This window comes from Plantactinospora sp. B24E8, assembly GCF_039871735.1.
Taxonomy (GTDB): Bacteria; Actinomycetota; Actinomycetes; order Mycobacteriales; family Micromonosporaceae; genus Plantactinospora.
In genome coordinates this window covers 192,971-207,360 of sequence record NZ_JBDPMH010000006.1, presented here as the reverse complement: position 1 = coordinate 207,360, position 14,390 = coordinate 192,971, and the positions used below count along the sequence as shown (strand labels likewise).

Below are 14,390 nucleotides of genomic sequence, written 5' to 3'. Positions count from 1 at the left end.
CCGCCCACCGGCGACCTGGTACGCCGCTGCTCAGCGGCCCCGGGTCCCGATGTCCGGTGGCTCGCTCACCAGGGCCGGCGGCCGGCGGCTCACCGGGCGGCACGTTCGGCGGCTCACCGGGCGGCACGTTCGGCGGCGGCGTGCCACCACCCGGGCGGGCTCGGTGCGCTGATGGTCGCGGTCGGCTGGTCGGGATGCAGTCCGAGACGACGGAGTGCGGCCGGCTCGATCCGGATGTCGAACCAGCCGTGCCAGTGACCGTCCGGGCCGATGCCGCAGGCCAGGCCGATCCGGATCTCACCCGGCTCGAACGGCATCCAGTCGATGCCCCGGTCACGCAGTCAAGCGCGGACGGCAGCCGCCGGGTGGGGGCAGCGGGGGATGTTCTCGTACGCCGCGATCCTGATCCAGTCGTCGTAGAGAGCGGTCACGGCGCCCATCATGCCCGAATTAACCGTTGGCGACGAGCACCGCCGGCCTCGTACGGTGCGGGGGTGAGTGACGAGGAGACGACCCGGATCCGGGTCGCGGTGGCGGCGGACGCCGACGAGATCGCCCGGATCCACCTGGCCTCCCGGGCGGCGACCATGCCCTACCTGCCTCCCGCGCGCCACGACGCGGCGGAGGTGACCTGGTGGATCCGGGAGGTGGTGCTGACGCGGTGCCGCGCCTGGGTCGCGGTCCGGGGCACCGGGATCGTCGGCTACGCGGCCCTCGACGGTGACCTGCTCGACCAGCTCTACCTGCGGCCGGACGTACGACGTCAGGGAGTCGGGACGCTGCTGCTCGACGAGGTACGGCGACACAGCCCGGACGGCCTGTCCCTGTACGTCTTCCAGCAAAACGCCGAAGCCCGAGCGTTCTACCAGCGGCACGGTTTTGTCGTCGTGGACAGCAACAACGGCGATCGCAACATGGAGAACCTGCCCGACCTGACGCTTCGATGGATTCCCGAGTGAGGCGTACGATGCCGGCGACCTGAAAGGACGGTGCGGTGACGATATCCGGAGCGGGCCAGAGGTTGAGCCGACTCGACATCGCCAAGGCCCAGGCGGAGCCGCTGCTCGGGCCGCGTACCGCACGGCGGCTTGCGGCGTTCGACAACGGCACCCTGTACGTCGAGGCCGGCGGGGGAGCACGGTTCCTCGCGTGGCTCGTCGACTTCGTGGTGTTCGTGCTGGCGGTCGGGGTGGGTTTTGTCGTCGTGTCGGGGGTGTACGTCGCGGCGGGTCTCTCCGACGGGGTCCTCGTCCTGCTGTTGGCCGCGTTGTTGTTCGGGGTGCCCCTGCTCTACGGCCTCTGCTACGGCAACGGTCGGGCACTCGGCGCGGTCCTCACCGGTACGCAACTTGTCCGGATCCGGGACGGCGGTCGGGTCGGTGCCAGGGCGTGCTGGGCGATGCTGGTCAGGACGATGTTCATGCCGGCGCTGCTCGTCGCGGTGACGGTCGGCGCGGCCGGGTCACCGCCCGGGTCGCTGGCGAGGACCAGCATCGACCGCTCGGCGACCCGACGGCTCCACGCCGCCGGGATCCGATGACCCTGCCCCAGGTTGCCGGCATCCGACGACCCTGGCCCGGTGACCGCCATCGGACGGTCGCGCGCCGGGCGTGCGTCGCGGGTCAGCTGTCGCGGTCGCTGACCACCTCGAGCGCGGCTCCGAGGCTCGGCGCCGCTGCCCGGGCGAGTTCCTCGGCGTGCTCCCGGTCGGCGCCGGCCGCCACCACGATCCTCGCCCGGTCGGGTTCCAGCGAGGCTCGGACGATCGCAGACCGGGCCCGCACGGCCTCGTAGGCCGCGATCGCGTCGGTGGGGACGGTGCCCTGGTGGTCGGTCTGGACCACGAGCCCGGGTCGCCCGCCGGACGCCGTGCCGACCTTCACGTCCGTCACGTCCGACAGTGGCTGGTGGCGGTCGCCGTCGGCGACCATGTCCTTGAAGATGGCCAGCGCGGCACCGGCATCGCGGCTGATGATCTCGATCCGCCAACCGTCGCCGTCCTTACTGGACACGTCGTCGATGTCGGCGCCCGTCACCCGGTCGTCGGCGGCCAGTGACCGCCACAGCGTGACCGTTTCGGTGGCACGTTCCCGGTCGGCGACGACGATGAAGGTGATCCCGTCCGCCGCGATCTGGCCGGTGACGTTGTCGTGGGCGGCGACGTACTTCCGCATTTCCTCCGCCAGTCCGGCCACCCGGTCGGCCGGGGTGCCGTCCCCGACGGTCAGCGTGCCGGTCGCGGTACCGAGGAAGGGAAGTGTGTTGTTCTTCGTGGTCTGGACGTCCACGACGTCCGGCGTACCGGCCCAGTCCTCGGCGAAATCGGCGGCGAGCGCGGAGCCCTTGTCGATGGCGCACCCCGTCAGCAGGCTCAGGCCCAGCATGATCCCGATGATCGGCATGAACCGCAGCCGGTGACTTCCGCTCAACGTCGTCTCCTTGGTCATCGATGAGCCGGCCGACGTCGACCCGCCCAGGATCGGGGTGCGTAGTCGTGGCCGGTTACACCCCGACTGTCACCGGATCAGTGCACGTTGGAGGGTAGTGGGGCGACCCGGGTCGTCGGATGAGGGCTTTGACGGTGGTCAGCGAGTACGGAGCAGGTTGACAAAGGCGCGCCAGGCCGACGGGTCGAAGTTCAGCGCCGGCCCGCTCTGGTCCTTTGAGTTTCGGACCAGCACCCGGCCCGGCAGATTGTCGGCGACCTCGACGCAGTTGCCGCCGATGTCGCCGCTGCGGCTGCTCTTGCGCCACCGGATGCCGGGGGTTGTCGGTTCAGCCATGGTGGACCTCCGTGCGGATCGTGTCGATGAGGTGTCGGGACTGGTGTTCGTCGAGGGCGAGGGCGTCGAGGCTGGCCCAGATCCGTCGGTACGCGTCGACCTCGGTCATCTCGTCGGGATAGAGCGCCCCGGTGAGGAACTCGCGGTAGACGAGGGACGACGGCCCGGCGCTGCTCCCATCGTCGGCTGGCAACACGGCGGTCGGCCCGTCGTCGGGTGACGGGACGACGGACGGGTCGGGTGCTCCGTTGTCGGGTGGGAAGTCGAGCAGGGTGAACGCTCCGGCGACGGTGCCGTGGTGGGCGCCGGCGGCGAGTGGGACGACCCGGATCGAGACGTACGGCAGCTCGGACGCCTCGCCCAGTCGCCGGAGCTGACCGGCCATGATGGCGGGTCCGCCGACGAGCCGCAGCAGTACCGCCTCGGTGAGGATGACGTCGAGGCGGGGCGGTGGCGGCGAACCTCGTCGGAGCAGGTGTTGGCGGTGCAGGCGTACCTCGATCAGGCGGTCTCGTTATCACGTAATTATCGGCCTGCCCCAGCAGGCCACCGTTTACCGGATCATGGCCGGGGTGGGGCCGCCGGGCAGGGCTGGTCACCAGGGGCCGCGATTCGGGGTACGGGTGGTCGCGGCGGCACGCCGTTCCTGCTCGTTGAGGTAACACCGGGTGTGCCGGGTCTGCCACTGGCACAACCCTTGGCGGATCCGTTCCGCCTCGGCGCGGGCGATTGACTCCGAGCGCAGTACCTGGTCGAGTTCGTCGGCGACCTGCCGCAGGTAGGCGTACACCTCGTCGGGGTCGAGGCCGCGCCACCGGCGGCCGAACGTCTTGGCGCGGACCTGGTAGGACCGGATCCGCTGCCCGACCCCGATACAACATCGGAGCGCTGTTGCTGGTCACCCTCATCATCGGTTTCCTTTCACAGGGTCGACGGCGCCGAGGCGGGCGGGGGCGTCCACCGCCGCTTCCGGATGCGGCGCCGGCCGGTGGCCCGGCACCCGCCCCGGGCCAGTACGGGCCCCCTGGCCACCCGCAGGGGGTGAGGTGGCCAGGGGGAGTCACGGTCAGGCGGGTACGCCGGTGATCCGATCGGTGTACGACGCCAGCGCGCCGACCGCCTCGGTCAGGTTTCCGGTGAGCAGGCCGAGGTGTTCGGCCGCCTGCGACCAGTCGTCGGCGACGCCGACGATCCGCAGCCGCGGGTCGTCGGTCTCCCGGAGCTGCCGTTCGGCGTCGCGGAGCCGGCTGGGGAGCCCGGCGAGCCGTTCGGCGGCCTCGGCAAACCGGGTACGCGACTCGTCCAGCGAGCCGACGACCCGGCCGATGCTCGTCACGTCACCGCCGCCGATCTGGTCCCACAGTCGGGCCAGCCCACTGCCGAGCAACTGCTCGACGTGACTGGCCGGGTCCAGGGCCTCCTCGCCGCAGCGACGCGCCTGACGCAGCTCCGGATGCATCGACCCGGCGCCGGCCCGGCCGAGCAGCACGGCCGCCGCCGCCACCGTCAGGTACACCTCCCGCAACTCGCCGCAGACCCGTTCCGCGGCCCACGCCGCAGCTTCCGCACCCGTCGGTACGTCTGTCGTCGCCGCTTCCGGCACTGTCACGCCGCTCTCCTTCACGTTCATGCGGCTCATGGGTGCTCACGAGATCCGGATGCGACTGGGCGGGATCAGCTGGTAGCGCGTCTACGCGATCACGTCGCACCGGTCTTTCCCGGCACCGATCGCCGAGCTGCAACAGGGCAAGGTGTGGCGTGCCTCGGACGTCGAGAAGTGGACTTCAAAGTACCGACCGGAGCTTGCCGGCCCAGGGCGACGAGGAGTAACCAGCGCTACGACGGGTCCACGTGCGAGGTCAGCAGAAGGTGCCTTCGCCGCTGGGAGGCCGGCCCCGCCCGTCCGGCGGCGGACCACCGTCCCACCAGTCGCCGAGGGTGTGGCGGAAGCTCTCCCGGAGGTGCCCCGGGAGCACGTCGACGAACAGGTCACGCGGCAGTGGTGTGGGCTCCTGCCGGGTCAACCCGATGAGCAGCGGCCGGACCCGCTCCGCAGCATAGGCGGCCAGCTTGTGGTGACCGTCGAGCAGGTAGCGCACCTCTCCGCCGGCCGGGCTGATCGTGACGGCGGCCGGCCGTACCCCGTTGGCGATCCGACCCCGGTACGCCGCCACGGTCGTCCCGTCCGGTGGCGGCCACGGACCCGTGGTGATGATCGCGTCGCCGTCCAACGGGAGGTACCAGGACCGGACGCCACGCTTCCCGGGGTCCACGACGACGGTTTCGGACCATTTCGGCGCGCTCACCGTGACGACGTACCGGCCGCGGGCGAGTAGCCGGGTGAACGGCTCCAGCGGCTCGACCAGCAGGCCGTGGACCTCGCCGCTACGGCGGTCGACCCGCAGGTAGAGCAGGCTCGCGAAGCTGTTGCCGAGCACGTCGACCACCCCGACGCCGTCGCGTACGTCGATCGGCCTGCCCCGCATCCGGGCAAGGGTAGTGTGTCGCGCCCCTTTTCGGCTGTTCAACGGGGCGTGGGTGGGGCCGCGCCGGCGCGGGCCATCCGTCGACGGGTCGCGTCGTAGCCGAGCACGAAGACGAAGACCGCCATAATCAACGCCAGCAGGGCGGCCAGCGGCACCCACGCCGTCAACGACACGTACCAGTACAGCCACCACGGTGCGGTCAGCAGCGTCGCGCCGATCAGCAGCGCCGTGCCCACCGACTCGGCCAGGCCGCCCAGTCCGGCCAGCCAGTTCTGCACCGCGTACGACACGGCGCAGGTCAGCACGGCGAGCCCGCCGACGGCCGCCCAGCGACGGCCGAGCAGCGCGGCCAGTCCCAGACCGATGACCGCGAACAGTGCGACGCCCGCCGCCGCGCACAGCACCGTGGCGATCACCGACGGGCTGGTCAGGGTCAGTTCGCGCACCTCGACCCCGGACCGGCGCAGGTTGTCCGGGACCCAGTGGTTGGCGACGTACGGCCGCGCGTACGGCAACACCACAGCGAGGTCGACCACGGCGAGAATCAACCCGAAGAGTGCCGCGACGGCTGCCTTCGCCACCATGAGCGGCCCGGGGTCGTCCGGCAGGGCCGGTGGCGTCGCAGGCGGCATGGAACGCCGCGCCGTCGAGCGGGTCCGCAACCGTGGTTCGCCCACCAGCAGAAACCCACCGACCGTCAGCGCGACCAGTTGGGCCCAGCCGAGACCGGAGGTGCACACCGCCCGCACGTCGGCCTCGTACGCTGCGAGCTGCTGACCGGGGCCCTGCGGATCCTGGTAGATGTACGACATGTACGCGTCTGCGTTGACCGGCAGCATGGCCAGGCCGACGACGGCGACCAGCGGGGGCAGGATCCACAGTGGCCAGCGGCGGAGGAGCCCGCGAAGTTCCTGTCGGAACAGTTCTCGCATGGTCGTCGACGGTGCCGATTTCCTGCCACGACTGAGGTGGCCAAACGGCTACAACGGGGTCACGATTCGCCGGAATGTCGGCGGCGTGCCCCGGCCCACGGCGGCGACAGTGGTGATCCGGCGGCCGTGGCACTACACGGCACCCTGCCCGCCGGGGTGGGACCGGGAGTGTGTCGCGGTCAGCCGCGCTTGGCCAGTTCGACGAAGGCGCGCCAGGCCGTCGGCTCGAAGGTTAGTGCCGGGCCAGCCTGGTCCTTCGAGTCCCGGACCAGCACCCGGCCCGGCAGGTTGTCGGCGACCTCGACACAGTTGCCACCGTTGGAGTTGCTGCGCGTCGCCTTTCGCCACACCGGGTTCATAGCTCGCTCGCCATCCTCAGGATCAGGTCCCGGGACAGGTCCCGGGGCAGTGCCACCGAGCGTATCGCCTCCCAGGTGCGAGCCATCGCGGCGAGTCGATCCGGATCGGTGATCACCTTGCCGTCCAGCGGGTCCTCCAGGTAGGCCACCTCGCCCTCACCGGGGACGGAGGCCAGCACGAAGTTTCCGGTCAGCCCGGCGTAGAAGCCGGCGGACCGGGGCACCACGTGCACAGAAAGTCGGGGCTGCCGCGACATCTGGGCGAGGTGGGCCAACTGCTCCCGCATGATGGCCTGGTCGCCGCGCAGCAGCGCACACTCGTCGACGGTGAAGGTGCAGACCGGAGGCTTCTCCTGGCCGAAGACCGCCGTCTGCCGCTCCAACCGGATCGCCAGGTGCCGTTCGACCTCGTCCGGGGTGTGCAGGCCGACGGCGAGCACGGCTCGGGCGTACGCCTCGGTCTGGAGCAGGCCCGGCACGTAGGTCGGCTCGTGAGACCGGAGCGCAGCTGCGTCCCGCTCCAGTTCCGGCCACGGCCGGAACCACTCCGGCGGCCCCATCTTCCGTACGTCGAGGGCGAGCCCCTGGATCAGGTCGCCGCTGCCGAAGAACTCGTCCAGGCTCCGTGCGGTGTCCTCCACCGGCACCAGCCGGGCCGTCTCGAACTTGGCGATCAACGACGTGCTCACGTTGAGCTGCTCGGCCACCCGTTCCTGGGTGAGACCGCCTTTGGCCGCGCGCAGATATTTCATGACTCGCGGAAGACCGTTGTTAGCCACCATTCTTGATCTTTCTCCTCACGACGTGCCCGGATGAGTGCCTGAATGCTGTCCGCTGCTCATCTTCCATCAATCACCGTCAACGGTCCAGGGTGGAGTTCAGCGGAACCGCTCGGATCCGGTGGGCCCGACAAAGGACGGGCGGAACCGCGCGGGGGCCGTCGCAGTCCCCCCCCTCGCCCGAGGCGGCCCCCGCTTCCATATCTCCCCAGGAAGGAATTCCCGAGATGAGACTGCCGCGATTGAGATCGGGCAACCCGCACCGGCGCGACTGGCGATGCCTGTGGCGACACTGCCGGTGCGGCTGGCACGGATACCCCTGCCCCGACTCGCTCGGCCAGACACCCTCGCTGACCCCGCCGACCAGCCCCGGCCCCGGAACCCCGTCCCTGCCGGCCGTACGTCGACGGTCACCGAACACCGGCCCGACGTGGAACACCAGGTCCGCAACCCGGAAACGGACCGGCGCCTGCCAGGACGCCAGGTGAACGATTCGAGGAAAGGCTGAAGCTGCTCCGGTCAGCACAATGGAAACCCGTAGGAACATTGAGGAACACGGGGCAACTTCGAGGAACTCTGAGGAATCAAGAGGAACTGAGAGGAACTGAGAGGAACAACTTCCGGCCATGAACGGACAGCCGTCACACGTACCCAGACGCCCGAGCTGGCTCTGCCGAATCTGCGAAACCGAATGGCCCTGCCTGACCGCCCGCAGCCTGCTTCCGATCGAATACCACGCCGACCCGCTGGCGCTGCGGGTCTACCTCGGTCTGGTGCTCTACGAGGCGACCGAAGACCTCTACCGGCTGCACCCGAATCCCGGGCCGGACCCGGCCGAACTGCACGCCCGCTTTCTCGGCTGGGTGGATTCCCGACAGGGGAGCTAGCTTCGGTCGGCCGCCGACCGGACGTGCCGGTGACCGTCGAGCGGGAACGGCGGGTGGGCCGGCACGACCCGGTCGAACCGGTAGCCGGCCTTCTCCGCCACCCGGCAGGAGGCGACGTTGTCCACCTGGTGCAGCAGTTCGAGACAGCGCAGACCGTCAGCGGTGAACGTCTCGAACGCCCAACGGGTCAACACCTCCAGGGCGCGGGACGCCACGCCCTGACCCCGGGCGGCCGCCGCCGTCCAGTAGCCGACCCCGGCAGAGCCGCTGGCCAGATCCGGCGCCTTGAGCGCCACGTTGCCGACCAGCCGCCCCGCCCCGGCGCCCGAATCGTCGACCACCGCGAAGCTGAACCGTTTCCCGCTCTCCCAGCCGTCCCACTGCAGTTCCAGCCAGCGTCGCGCGTCGTCGACGTCGGTCACCCGGAACTGGCTGAAACGGCGCTGCACCGGATCCCGGTACGCCTCGATCAGCGACTCGACGTCCCCGTCGGTCCACTGGCGGAGCAGCAGGGCCGGGGCGGCCGGTGTCGCCGCGACCCGCAGCGACACCGGCTCCACTCGTACGGTCACGCGGCGAGGCGACGCCGCGACACCTCGGCGAGCGCCACCGCCGCCGCCACGCTGGCGTTCAACGACTCGACCTCGGAGACCATCGGAATGCTGATCCGCAGATCACAGGTCTGCCCGACCAGCCGGGACAGGCCGCGACCCTCGGAACCGACCACCACCACGAGCGGGCCGACCGCCGCCTCCAGGTCGTACAGGTCGGTTTCGCCGTCGGCGTCCAGGCCGACCACCAGGAAACCTGACTGCTGGGCCAGCTTCAGTGCCCGGGTCATGTTGGTGACCTGGCTGACCGGCACCCGGGCCGCCGCGCCGGCGCTGGTCCGCCAGGCGGTCGCGGTGATCCCGGCGGCCCGCCGCTCGGGTACGAAGACCCCCTGCGCGCCGAACGCCGCCGCCGACCGGATCACCGCACCGAGGTTGCGTGGGTCGGTGATCCCGTCCAGGCCCACCAGCAGCGGCGACGGCTGCTCCATCGCCACCGACACCATGTCCTCGAACGCCTCGTAGGCGAACGGCGGCACCTGCAACCCGAGACCCTGGTGCAGCACACCACCGGTCATCCGGTCCAGCTCGGCTCGGCTCACCTCGAGGATGGCGATGCCCCGGTCGGCCGCCGTCCGGACCGCCTCGTTCACCCGGTCGTCCATGTCGATGCCCTGGGCGACGTACAACGCGGTCGCCGGCACCGCCGTGCGCAGCGCCTCCACCACCGGGTTCCGGCCGACCAGCAGCTCGGCGGCCTCCCGGCCCGGGGTGCCCTTGCGACCGGGCGCGACCCGGGGCCCGGAGCGCGGTGCCGGCTTGCCGCCGGTACGCCCGGCGGTCGCCGCGCCGCGACCGGCGCTGACCCCCCGACGGGTGCCCTTGCCCCAGGTGGTGTCCTTGCTGCCCGGCACACCGACCTTCGGCGCCCGGCCCTCCTCGGCGGCGGCCCGGCGTTCCTTCTCCTGCTTCCAGGCGGTCCGCTGCGGCAGCTTCTCGGTGCCCGAGTACGCCTTGTGCCAGGGCCGTTCGTCGGCGGGCAGGGTCTTGCCCCGACCGGCGAGACTGCCCCGGTTCTTGCCGCCGGAACCGACCGTGGACCCCTTCTTCGGGGTGACCCGACGGCCACGACGTTGCGAGTTTCCGGGCATCAGTCCTGTTCTCCGATCGTCCAACGAGTGCCCTGCGGGGTGTCCTCGACCACCACGCCGGCATTTTTGAGCTGGTCGCGCACCGCGTCCGCGGCGGCCCAGTCCTTCCGGGCCCGGGCCTGCGCCCGCTGCTCGATCGCCAACGCGACCAGCGCGTCGACGACCCCCCGCAGCTCACCATCCTGCCCGCCGCCGTCCCAGGCCGGGTCGAGGGGGTCGAGACCGAGTACGTCGAGCATCGCCCGGACCTCGGCCAACGCCGCCGCCGTCGCCTGGTCGTCGCCGCCGGTCAGCGCGACCTGCCCCTGCTTCACGCTCTCGTGCAGCACGGCGAGCGCGGCGGAGGTGTTCAGGTCGTCGTCCAGGGCGGCGCCGAAGGCGTCCGGCAGCGCGCCGGGCTTGCCGGCCCCGACCCGGTCCGCCGCCCGCCGGACGAAGCCCTCCACCCGCCGGTACGCCACCGCAGACTCGCCCAGCGACTCGTCCGAGTAGTCGATCCGGGACCGGTAGTGCGGGGCGACCAGGTAGTAGCGCAGCTCCGCCGGCCGGACCCCGAGCCTGGTGACGTGGTCGAGGTCGATCACGTTGCCCAGCGACTTGCTCATCTTGGCCTCGCCGAGGTTGAGCAGCCCGTGGTGCACCCAGTAGCGGGCGAACGGCAGCCCGGCGGCCCGGGACTGGGCCTGCTCGTTCTCGTGGTGCGGGAAGGTCAGGTCGAGCCCGCCGCCGTGGATGTCGAACTCGGCGCCGAGGTAGCGCCAGCACATCGCCGAGCACTCGATGTGCCAGCCGGGACGCCCGGGGCCCCACGGGGACGGCCAGACCGCGTCGGCCGGCTCCTCCGGCTTGGCACCCTTCCAGAGCGCGAAGTCCCGGACGTCCCGTTTGCCGCGCTCGTCGACCTCGCCGGTGCTCTGGGTGGCGTCCGGGTCCTGCCCGGAGAGGACGCCGTACTCCGGGAACGACCGGACGTCGAAGTAGACGTCGCCGGAACCGTCCTGCGCCGGATAGGCGTGCCCGTTCGCGATCAACTTCTTGATCAGCTCGTGCATCTCCGGGATGTGCCCGGTCGCCCGTGGCTCGTACGTCGGCGCCAGCACGTTCAACGACCGGTACGCGGCGCCGAGGATGACCTCGTTGGCGTACGCGATGGACCAGAACGGCCGCTGCTGCTCAAGCGCCTTGGTCAACACCTTGTCGTCGACGTCGGTGATGTTCCGGACGAACGTCACCTGGAAGCCGCCGTGCAGCAGCCACCGGCGCAGCACGTCGTAGTTGACCCCGGATCGAAGGTGCCCGATGTGCGGCCCGGACTGGACAGTGAGACCACACAGGTAGATCCCCACCCTGCCGGCGTGCAGGGGGACGAAGTCCCGCACCGATCGGGTGGCGGTGTCATACAGGCGTAGCGTCACCGTACAAGGGTACCGGGTGCGTCGAAGGGCCTTCGTCTATCGCTCACGGCCGCGCCGGACCGACGGACACCTCCCGGTACGACCGGGCTGCCTCTCGTACGCTGCCTGGTGTGGTGACGGCGGCGAACGGGATGCCACCGGCGGCGGACGGGACCGCCGGCCGGGGCGGTGGCGAGACGGCCCAGACCCTGGACCGTGGCCTGCGGCTGCTGCACCTGGTCGCCGAGGCGACCGGCGGGCTGACCGTCACCGAGGCGGCGGCCCGGCTCGGCGTCGGGCGGACGGTGGTCTACCGGCTGCTCGGCACCCTCACCGAACACGGCATGCTCCGCCGGGACGCGGCCGGCCGGCTGCACCTCGGCGCCGGGCTGCTGCACCTGGCCCGGCGGGCCCAGCCGCTGCTCGCCGACGGGGCGCTGCCGGCACTGCGCCGACTGGCCGAGCAGACCGGCGCGACGGCACACCTGACCGTGGTCGACGGCGGCGAGGGGATGGCGTTGGCGGTCGTCGAGCCGAGCTGGACGGCGTTCCACGTGGCGTACCGGACCGGTGCCCGGCACCCGCTGGAGCGGGGTGCCGCCGGACGCGCGATCCTGGCCGGTCGGCTCGGCCGGTCCGAGCCGGTGGCGAGCAGCGGTGAACTGCAGGCCGGCGCGTACGGGGTGGCCGCACCGGTGCTCGGCGTCGCCGGGCTGGAGGCGAGCGTCGGCGTGGTCGCCCTCGCCCCGCTGGACGTCGGGGCGGTCGGCGCCCGGGTCGCGGTCGCCGCCGCCGAGATCACCGCCGCGCTCGCCTGACCCGACCGTTCCCCCCGGCCGGCGAACCGGGACTCGGCGCGGGCACCTTCCTGGCGCCGGGCATTCGCCAGGCGGCGAGCACCGCCGGGAACCCGGCGAGCCGGAACTCAGCGCCAGGCGGCGAGCACCGCCGGCAACTCGGCGAGGGACCGGATCTCGGCGTCCGGCCGCAGGCCGGCCGGCCGGGGACGGGCGTCCCGGTTGAGCCAGACCGCGCGCAGCCCGGCCGCCTGCGGTGCCCGTACGTCGTGCTCGGGCGAGTCGCCGACGTAGACCAGGGCGGCCGGGTCGGCGGTGGCGGCCGAGGCGACGGCGGCGAAGAAGGCCGGGGCGGGCTTCTTCGGCACCCCGGCCTGGTGTGCGTAGATCTCGAAGGAGAACTGGGCGGCCAGCCCGCACCGGTCGGCCCGGCTGTTGCCGTTCGTCGCGTACCCCAGGGTGTACGACCGGCGCAGCGCGGCCAGCGCCGGCAACGCGTCGTCGAACGGCCGGGTCAGCGCGAACCGGCGGGCGAAGAAGAGTTCGAGGATCCGGTCCGCCTCACCGGCGAGCCCGACCCGGTCGAGTGACCGGACGAACGCGGCCCGCCGGATCTCCACGATCGGATCCGCCGGCCGCGCGGCGAAGAGTGCGGCGAAGTCGGCCCGCAGGTCCGCGACCGAGACGTCGTCCGCCGCCGGGGTCAGCCGCCGCAGCTCCGCCAGTACGGCAATCAGCCCGCCGTCCACCGCCGGGTCCAGGTCGAGCAGGGTGTGGTCGGCGTCGAAAACCACGGTGGTCAGCACCCGCGAAAGGGTAGTCCCGGGGTCAGGGGGCGCGTCATCCGGAATAGTCCCCGGTCAGGGGTGCGTCATCCGGAGCACGTTCAGCGCCTCGTCGAGCTGTTCCTCGGTGAGCCGGCCGTCCTCGACGTGCCCGCGTTCGAGCACCACCGCCCGGATCGTCATCTCCTTGGCCAACGCCTCCTTGGCGATCGACGCGGCCTCGTCGTACCCGAGGTAGCGGTTGAGCGGGGTGACGATCGACGGCGAACCCTCGGCGTACGACAGGCAGACGTCGACGTTCGCGACCAGGCCGACCACGCAGCGGTCGGCGAGCAACCGGCTCCCGGCGGCCAGCAGCCGGATCGACTCCAGGACGTTGCGGGCCAGCACCGGCAGCATCACGTTCAGTTCGAAGTCGCCCTGGGAGCCGGCGAAGGCGACGGTGGCGTCGTTGCCGATCACCTGGGCGCAGAGCTGCCGGACCGACTCGCAGACCACCGGGTTCACCTTGCCCGGCATGATCGACGACCCGGGCTGGAGGTCGGGGATCTGGAGCTCACGCAGGCCGGCGCGGGGGCCGGAACCCATCCACCGGATGTCGTTGGCGATCTTGTAGAGCCCGACCGCGTACGTCCGCAGCTGCCCGGAGACCTCGACCAGCCCGTCCCGGGCGCCCTGCGCCTCGAAGTGGTTGCGGGCCTCGGTCAGCGGCAGCCCGGTCATCTCCCGCAGCTTCTCGATCACCTTCGGCGCGAAGCCGGCCGGGGTGTTGATGCCGGTGCCGACGGCGGTCCCGCCGAGCGGCAGTTCGGCGAGCCGGGGCAGGCAGCTCTCCAGCCGTTCGATGCCGTACTGCACCTGGGTGGCGTAGCCGGAGAACTCCTGGCCGAGCGTGACCGGGGTGGCGTCCATCAGGTGGGTCCGCCCCGCCTTCACCACCTCGGCGAACTCGTCCACCTTGGACTCGAGGGTGAACTGCAGGTGCCGCAACGCGGGCAGCAGGTCGTGCACCACCGCCTGGGTGGCGGCCAGGTGGATCGAGGACGGGAAGACGTCGTTGCTGGACTGCGCGGCGTTCACGTCATCGTTCGGATGCACCTCCCGACCCAGCTCCCGGGCGGCCAGGGTGGCGATCACCTCGTTGGCGTTCATGTTGGACGAGGTGCCGGAGCCGGTCTGGAAGACGTCGATCGGGAACTGGTCGTCGTAGCCGCCGTCGGCCACGTGCGCCGCCGCGGTCGCGATCGCCTCGGCGACGTCCGCGCCGATCACCCCCAGCTCGGCGTTGGCCTGGGCGGCCGCCCCCTTGATCTGGGCCAGCGCCTTGATGTGCGCCGGTTCCAGTCCGCGTCCGGAGATCGGGAAGTTCTGCACCGCACGCTGGGTCTGGGCCCGCCACAGCGCCTCGGCGGGCACCTCGACCTCGCCCATCGTGTCGCGTTCGATCCGGTAGCCGGTCGCCTCTGAAGTGCTCACGGATCCATCC

At 71.5% G+C, this 14,390-nt stretch carries 19 protein-coding genes and 1 pseudogene; 4 read left to right on the top strand and 16 right to left on the bottom strand.

The annotated features are described in order from the left end of the window. Window positions 1-113: 113 nt before the first annotated feature. A complete protein-coding gene (locus tag ABGB21_RS12685) occupies window positions 114-317 on the bottom strand; it encodes a hypothetical protein (protein WP_347651578.1) in 204 nt (67 codons plus the stop codon). A 177-nt stretch (window positions 318-494) separates the two neighbouring features. Here ABGB21_RS12685 and ABGB21_RS12680 point away from each other — a divergent pair, with 177 nt between their 5' ends. Further along, window positions 495-959 (top strand): GNAT family N-acetyltransferase, encoded by a 465-nt coding sequence (locus ABGB21_RS12680; RefSeq protein ID WP_347677822.1) that lies wholly within the window; start codon window positions 495-497, stop codon window positions 957-959. Between the two features lie 35 nt (window positions 960-994). Continuing rightward, on the top strand, window positions 995-1,540 hold the full coding sequence (locus tag ABGB21_RS12675) for an RDD family protein (protein WP_347677820.1): 546 nt from the start codon (window positions 995-997) through the stop codon (window positions 1,538-1,540). An 82-nt stretch (window positions 1,541-1,622) separates the two neighbouring features. Here ABGB21_RS12675 and ABGB21_RS12670 read toward each other — a convergent pair whose 3' ends face one another. The 10 genes and pseudogenes from ABGB21_RS12670 to ABGB21_RS12625 all read right to left on the bottom strand — a co-directional run bounded on the left by ABGB21_RS12670 (window position 1,623) and on the right by ABGB21_RS12625 (window position 7,312). Further along, complete coding sequence (locus tag ABGB21_RS12670; protein WP_347677818.1) at window positions 1,623-2,429, bottom strand: hypothetical protein; 807 nt, start codon at window positions 2,427-2,429, stop codon at window positions 1,623-1,625. 156 nt (window positions 2,430-2,585) lie between these two features. Further along, the gene (locus ABGB21_RS12665; RefSeq protein ID WP_347677816.1) at window positions 2,586-2,783 is read right to left on the bottom strand and encodes a DUF397 domain-containing protein; all 198 of its coding nucleotides are present in this window, start codon (window positions 2,781-2,783) and stop codon (window positions 2,586-2,588) included. Beyond that, the gene (locus ABGB21_RS12660; RefSeq protein ID WP_347677928.1) at window positions 2,776-3,285 is read right to left on the bottom strand and encodes a DUF5753 domain-containing protein; all 510 of its coding nucleotides are present in this window, start codon (window positions 3,283-3,285) and stop codon (window positions 2,776-2,778) included. Before ABGB21_RS12660 ends, ABGB21_RS12665 begins: the two co-directional genes overlap by 8 nt. Window positions 3,286-3,378: 93 nt before the next feature. Then, window positions 3,379-3,573, bottom strand: coding sequence for a hypothetical protein (locus ABGB21_RS12655; protein WP_347651573.1), 195 nt, complete (start codon window positions 3,571-3,573; stop codon window positions 3,379-3,381). A gap of 6 nt (window positions 3,574-3,579) precedes the next feature. Next, window positions 3,580-3,639 (bottom strand): annotated as a pseudogene (locus ABGB21_RS12650) (cell division protein DivIVA); the annotation flags it as partial. A gap of 210 nt (window positions 3,640-3,849) precedes the next feature. Continuing rightward, window positions 3,850-4,392 carry a hypothetical protein gene (locus ABGB21_RS12645; protein ID WP_347651572.1) on the bottom strand — a complete coding sequence of 181 codons (543 nt, stop codon included), beginning with the start codon at window positions 4,390-4,392 and terminating at the stop codon, window positions 3,850-3,852. Window positions 4,393-4,642: 250 nt separating this feature from the next. Beyond that, window positions 4,643-5,269 carry a hypothetical protein gene (locus tag ABGB21_RS12640; protein ID WP_347677814.1) on the bottom strand — a complete coding sequence of 209 codons (627 nt, stop codon included), beginning with the start codon at window positions 5,267-5,269 and terminating at the stop codon, window positions 4,643-4,645. A gap of 38 nt (window positions 5,270-5,307) precedes the next feature. Continuing rightward, window positions 5,308-6,201, bottom strand: a complete 894-nt coding sequence (locus ABGB21_RS12635) for a hypothetical protein (protein WP_347651570.1) — start codon at window positions 6,199-6,201, stop codon at window positions 5,308-5,310. A gap of 179 nt (window positions 6,202-6,380) precedes the next feature. Continuing rightward, window positions 6,381-6,560 (bottom strand): DUF397 domain-containing protein, encoded by a 180-nt coding sequence (locus tag ABGB21_RS12630; protein WP_347677812.1) that lies wholly within the window; start codon window positions 6,558-6,560, stop codon window positions 6,381-6,383. Further along, window positions 6,557-7,312, bottom strand: a complete 756-nt coding sequence (locus ABGB21_RS12625; RefSeq protein ID WP_347677810.1) for a helix-turn-helix transcriptional regulator — start codon at window positions 7,310-7,312, stop codon at window positions 6,557-6,559. Before ABGB21_RS12625 ends, ABGB21_RS12630 begins: the two co-directional genes overlap by 4 nt. A 653-nt stretch (window positions 7,313-7,965) precedes the next feature. Between ABGB21_RS12625 and ABGB21_RS12620 the strand changes: the two genes are divergently transcribed. After that, window positions 7,966-8,226 (top strand): hypothetical protein, encoded by a 261-nt coding sequence (locus tag ABGB21_RS12620; protein ID WP_347651567.1) that lies wholly within the window; start codon window positions 7,966-7,968, stop codon window positions 8,224-8,226. Here ABGB21_RS12620 and ABGB21_RS12615 read toward each other — a convergent pair. The 3 genes from ABGB21_RS12615 to cysS are packed head-to-tail and all read right to left on the bottom strand — an operon-like array spanning window position 8,223 to window position 11,343. Next, window positions 8,223-8,798 (bottom strand): GNAT family N-acetyltransferase, encoded by a 576-nt coding sequence (locus tag ABGB21_RS12615; protein WP_347651566.1) that lies wholly within the window; start codon window positions 8,796-8,798, stop codon window positions 8,223-8,225. The genes ABGB21_RS12620 and ABGB21_RS12615 overlap by 4 nt on opposite strands. After that, window positions 8,795-9,928: a 23S rRNA (guanosine(2251)-2'-O)-methyltransferase RlmB gene (rlmB, locus tag ABGB21_RS12610; RefSeq protein WP_347651565.1), complete on the bottom strand. Its 1,134-nt coding sequence runs from the start codon at window positions 9,926-9,928 to the stop codon at window positions 8,795-8,797. The genes ABGB21_RS12615 and rlmB overlap by 4 nt, the downstream gene beginning before the upstream one ends. After that, window positions 9,928-11,343, bottom strand: coding sequence for a cysteine--tRNA ligase (gene cysS, locus ABGB21_RS12605; RefSeq protein WP_347651564.1), 1,416 nt, complete (start codon window positions 11,341-11,343; stop codon window positions 9,928-9,930). Before cysS ends, rlmB begins: the two co-directional genes overlap by 1 nt. Before the next feature lie 131 nt (window positions 11,344-11,474). Between cysS and ABGB21_RS12600 the strand changes: the two genes are divergently transcribed. Further along, the gene (locus ABGB21_RS12600; RefSeq protein ID WP_347651691.1) at window positions 11,475-12,140 is read left to right on the top strand and encodes a helix-turn-helix domain-containing protein; all 666 of its coding nucleotides are present in this window, start codon (window positions 11,475-11,477) and stop codon (window positions 12,138-12,140) included. Window positions 12,141-12,247: 107 nt separating this feature from the next. Here the strand turns inward: ABGB21_RS12600 and ABGB21_RS12595 are convergent, their stop codons facing one another. Next, window positions 12,248-12,925, bottom strand: a complete 678-nt coding sequence (locus ABGB21_RS12595) for an HAD family hydrolase (RefSeq protein ID WP_347651563.1) — start codon at window positions 12,923-12,925, stop codon at window positions 12,248-12,250. A gap of 54 nt (window positions 12,926-12,979) precedes the next feature. Continuing rightward, the gene (locus ABGB21_RS12590; RefSeq protein ID WP_347651562.1) at window positions 12,980-14,380 is read right to left on the bottom strand and encodes a class II fumarate hydratase; all 1,401 of its coding nucleotides are present in this window, start codon (window positions 14,378-14,380) and stop codon (window positions 12,980-12,982) included. Between the last annotated feature and the right edge of the window lie 10 nt (window positions 14,381-14,390).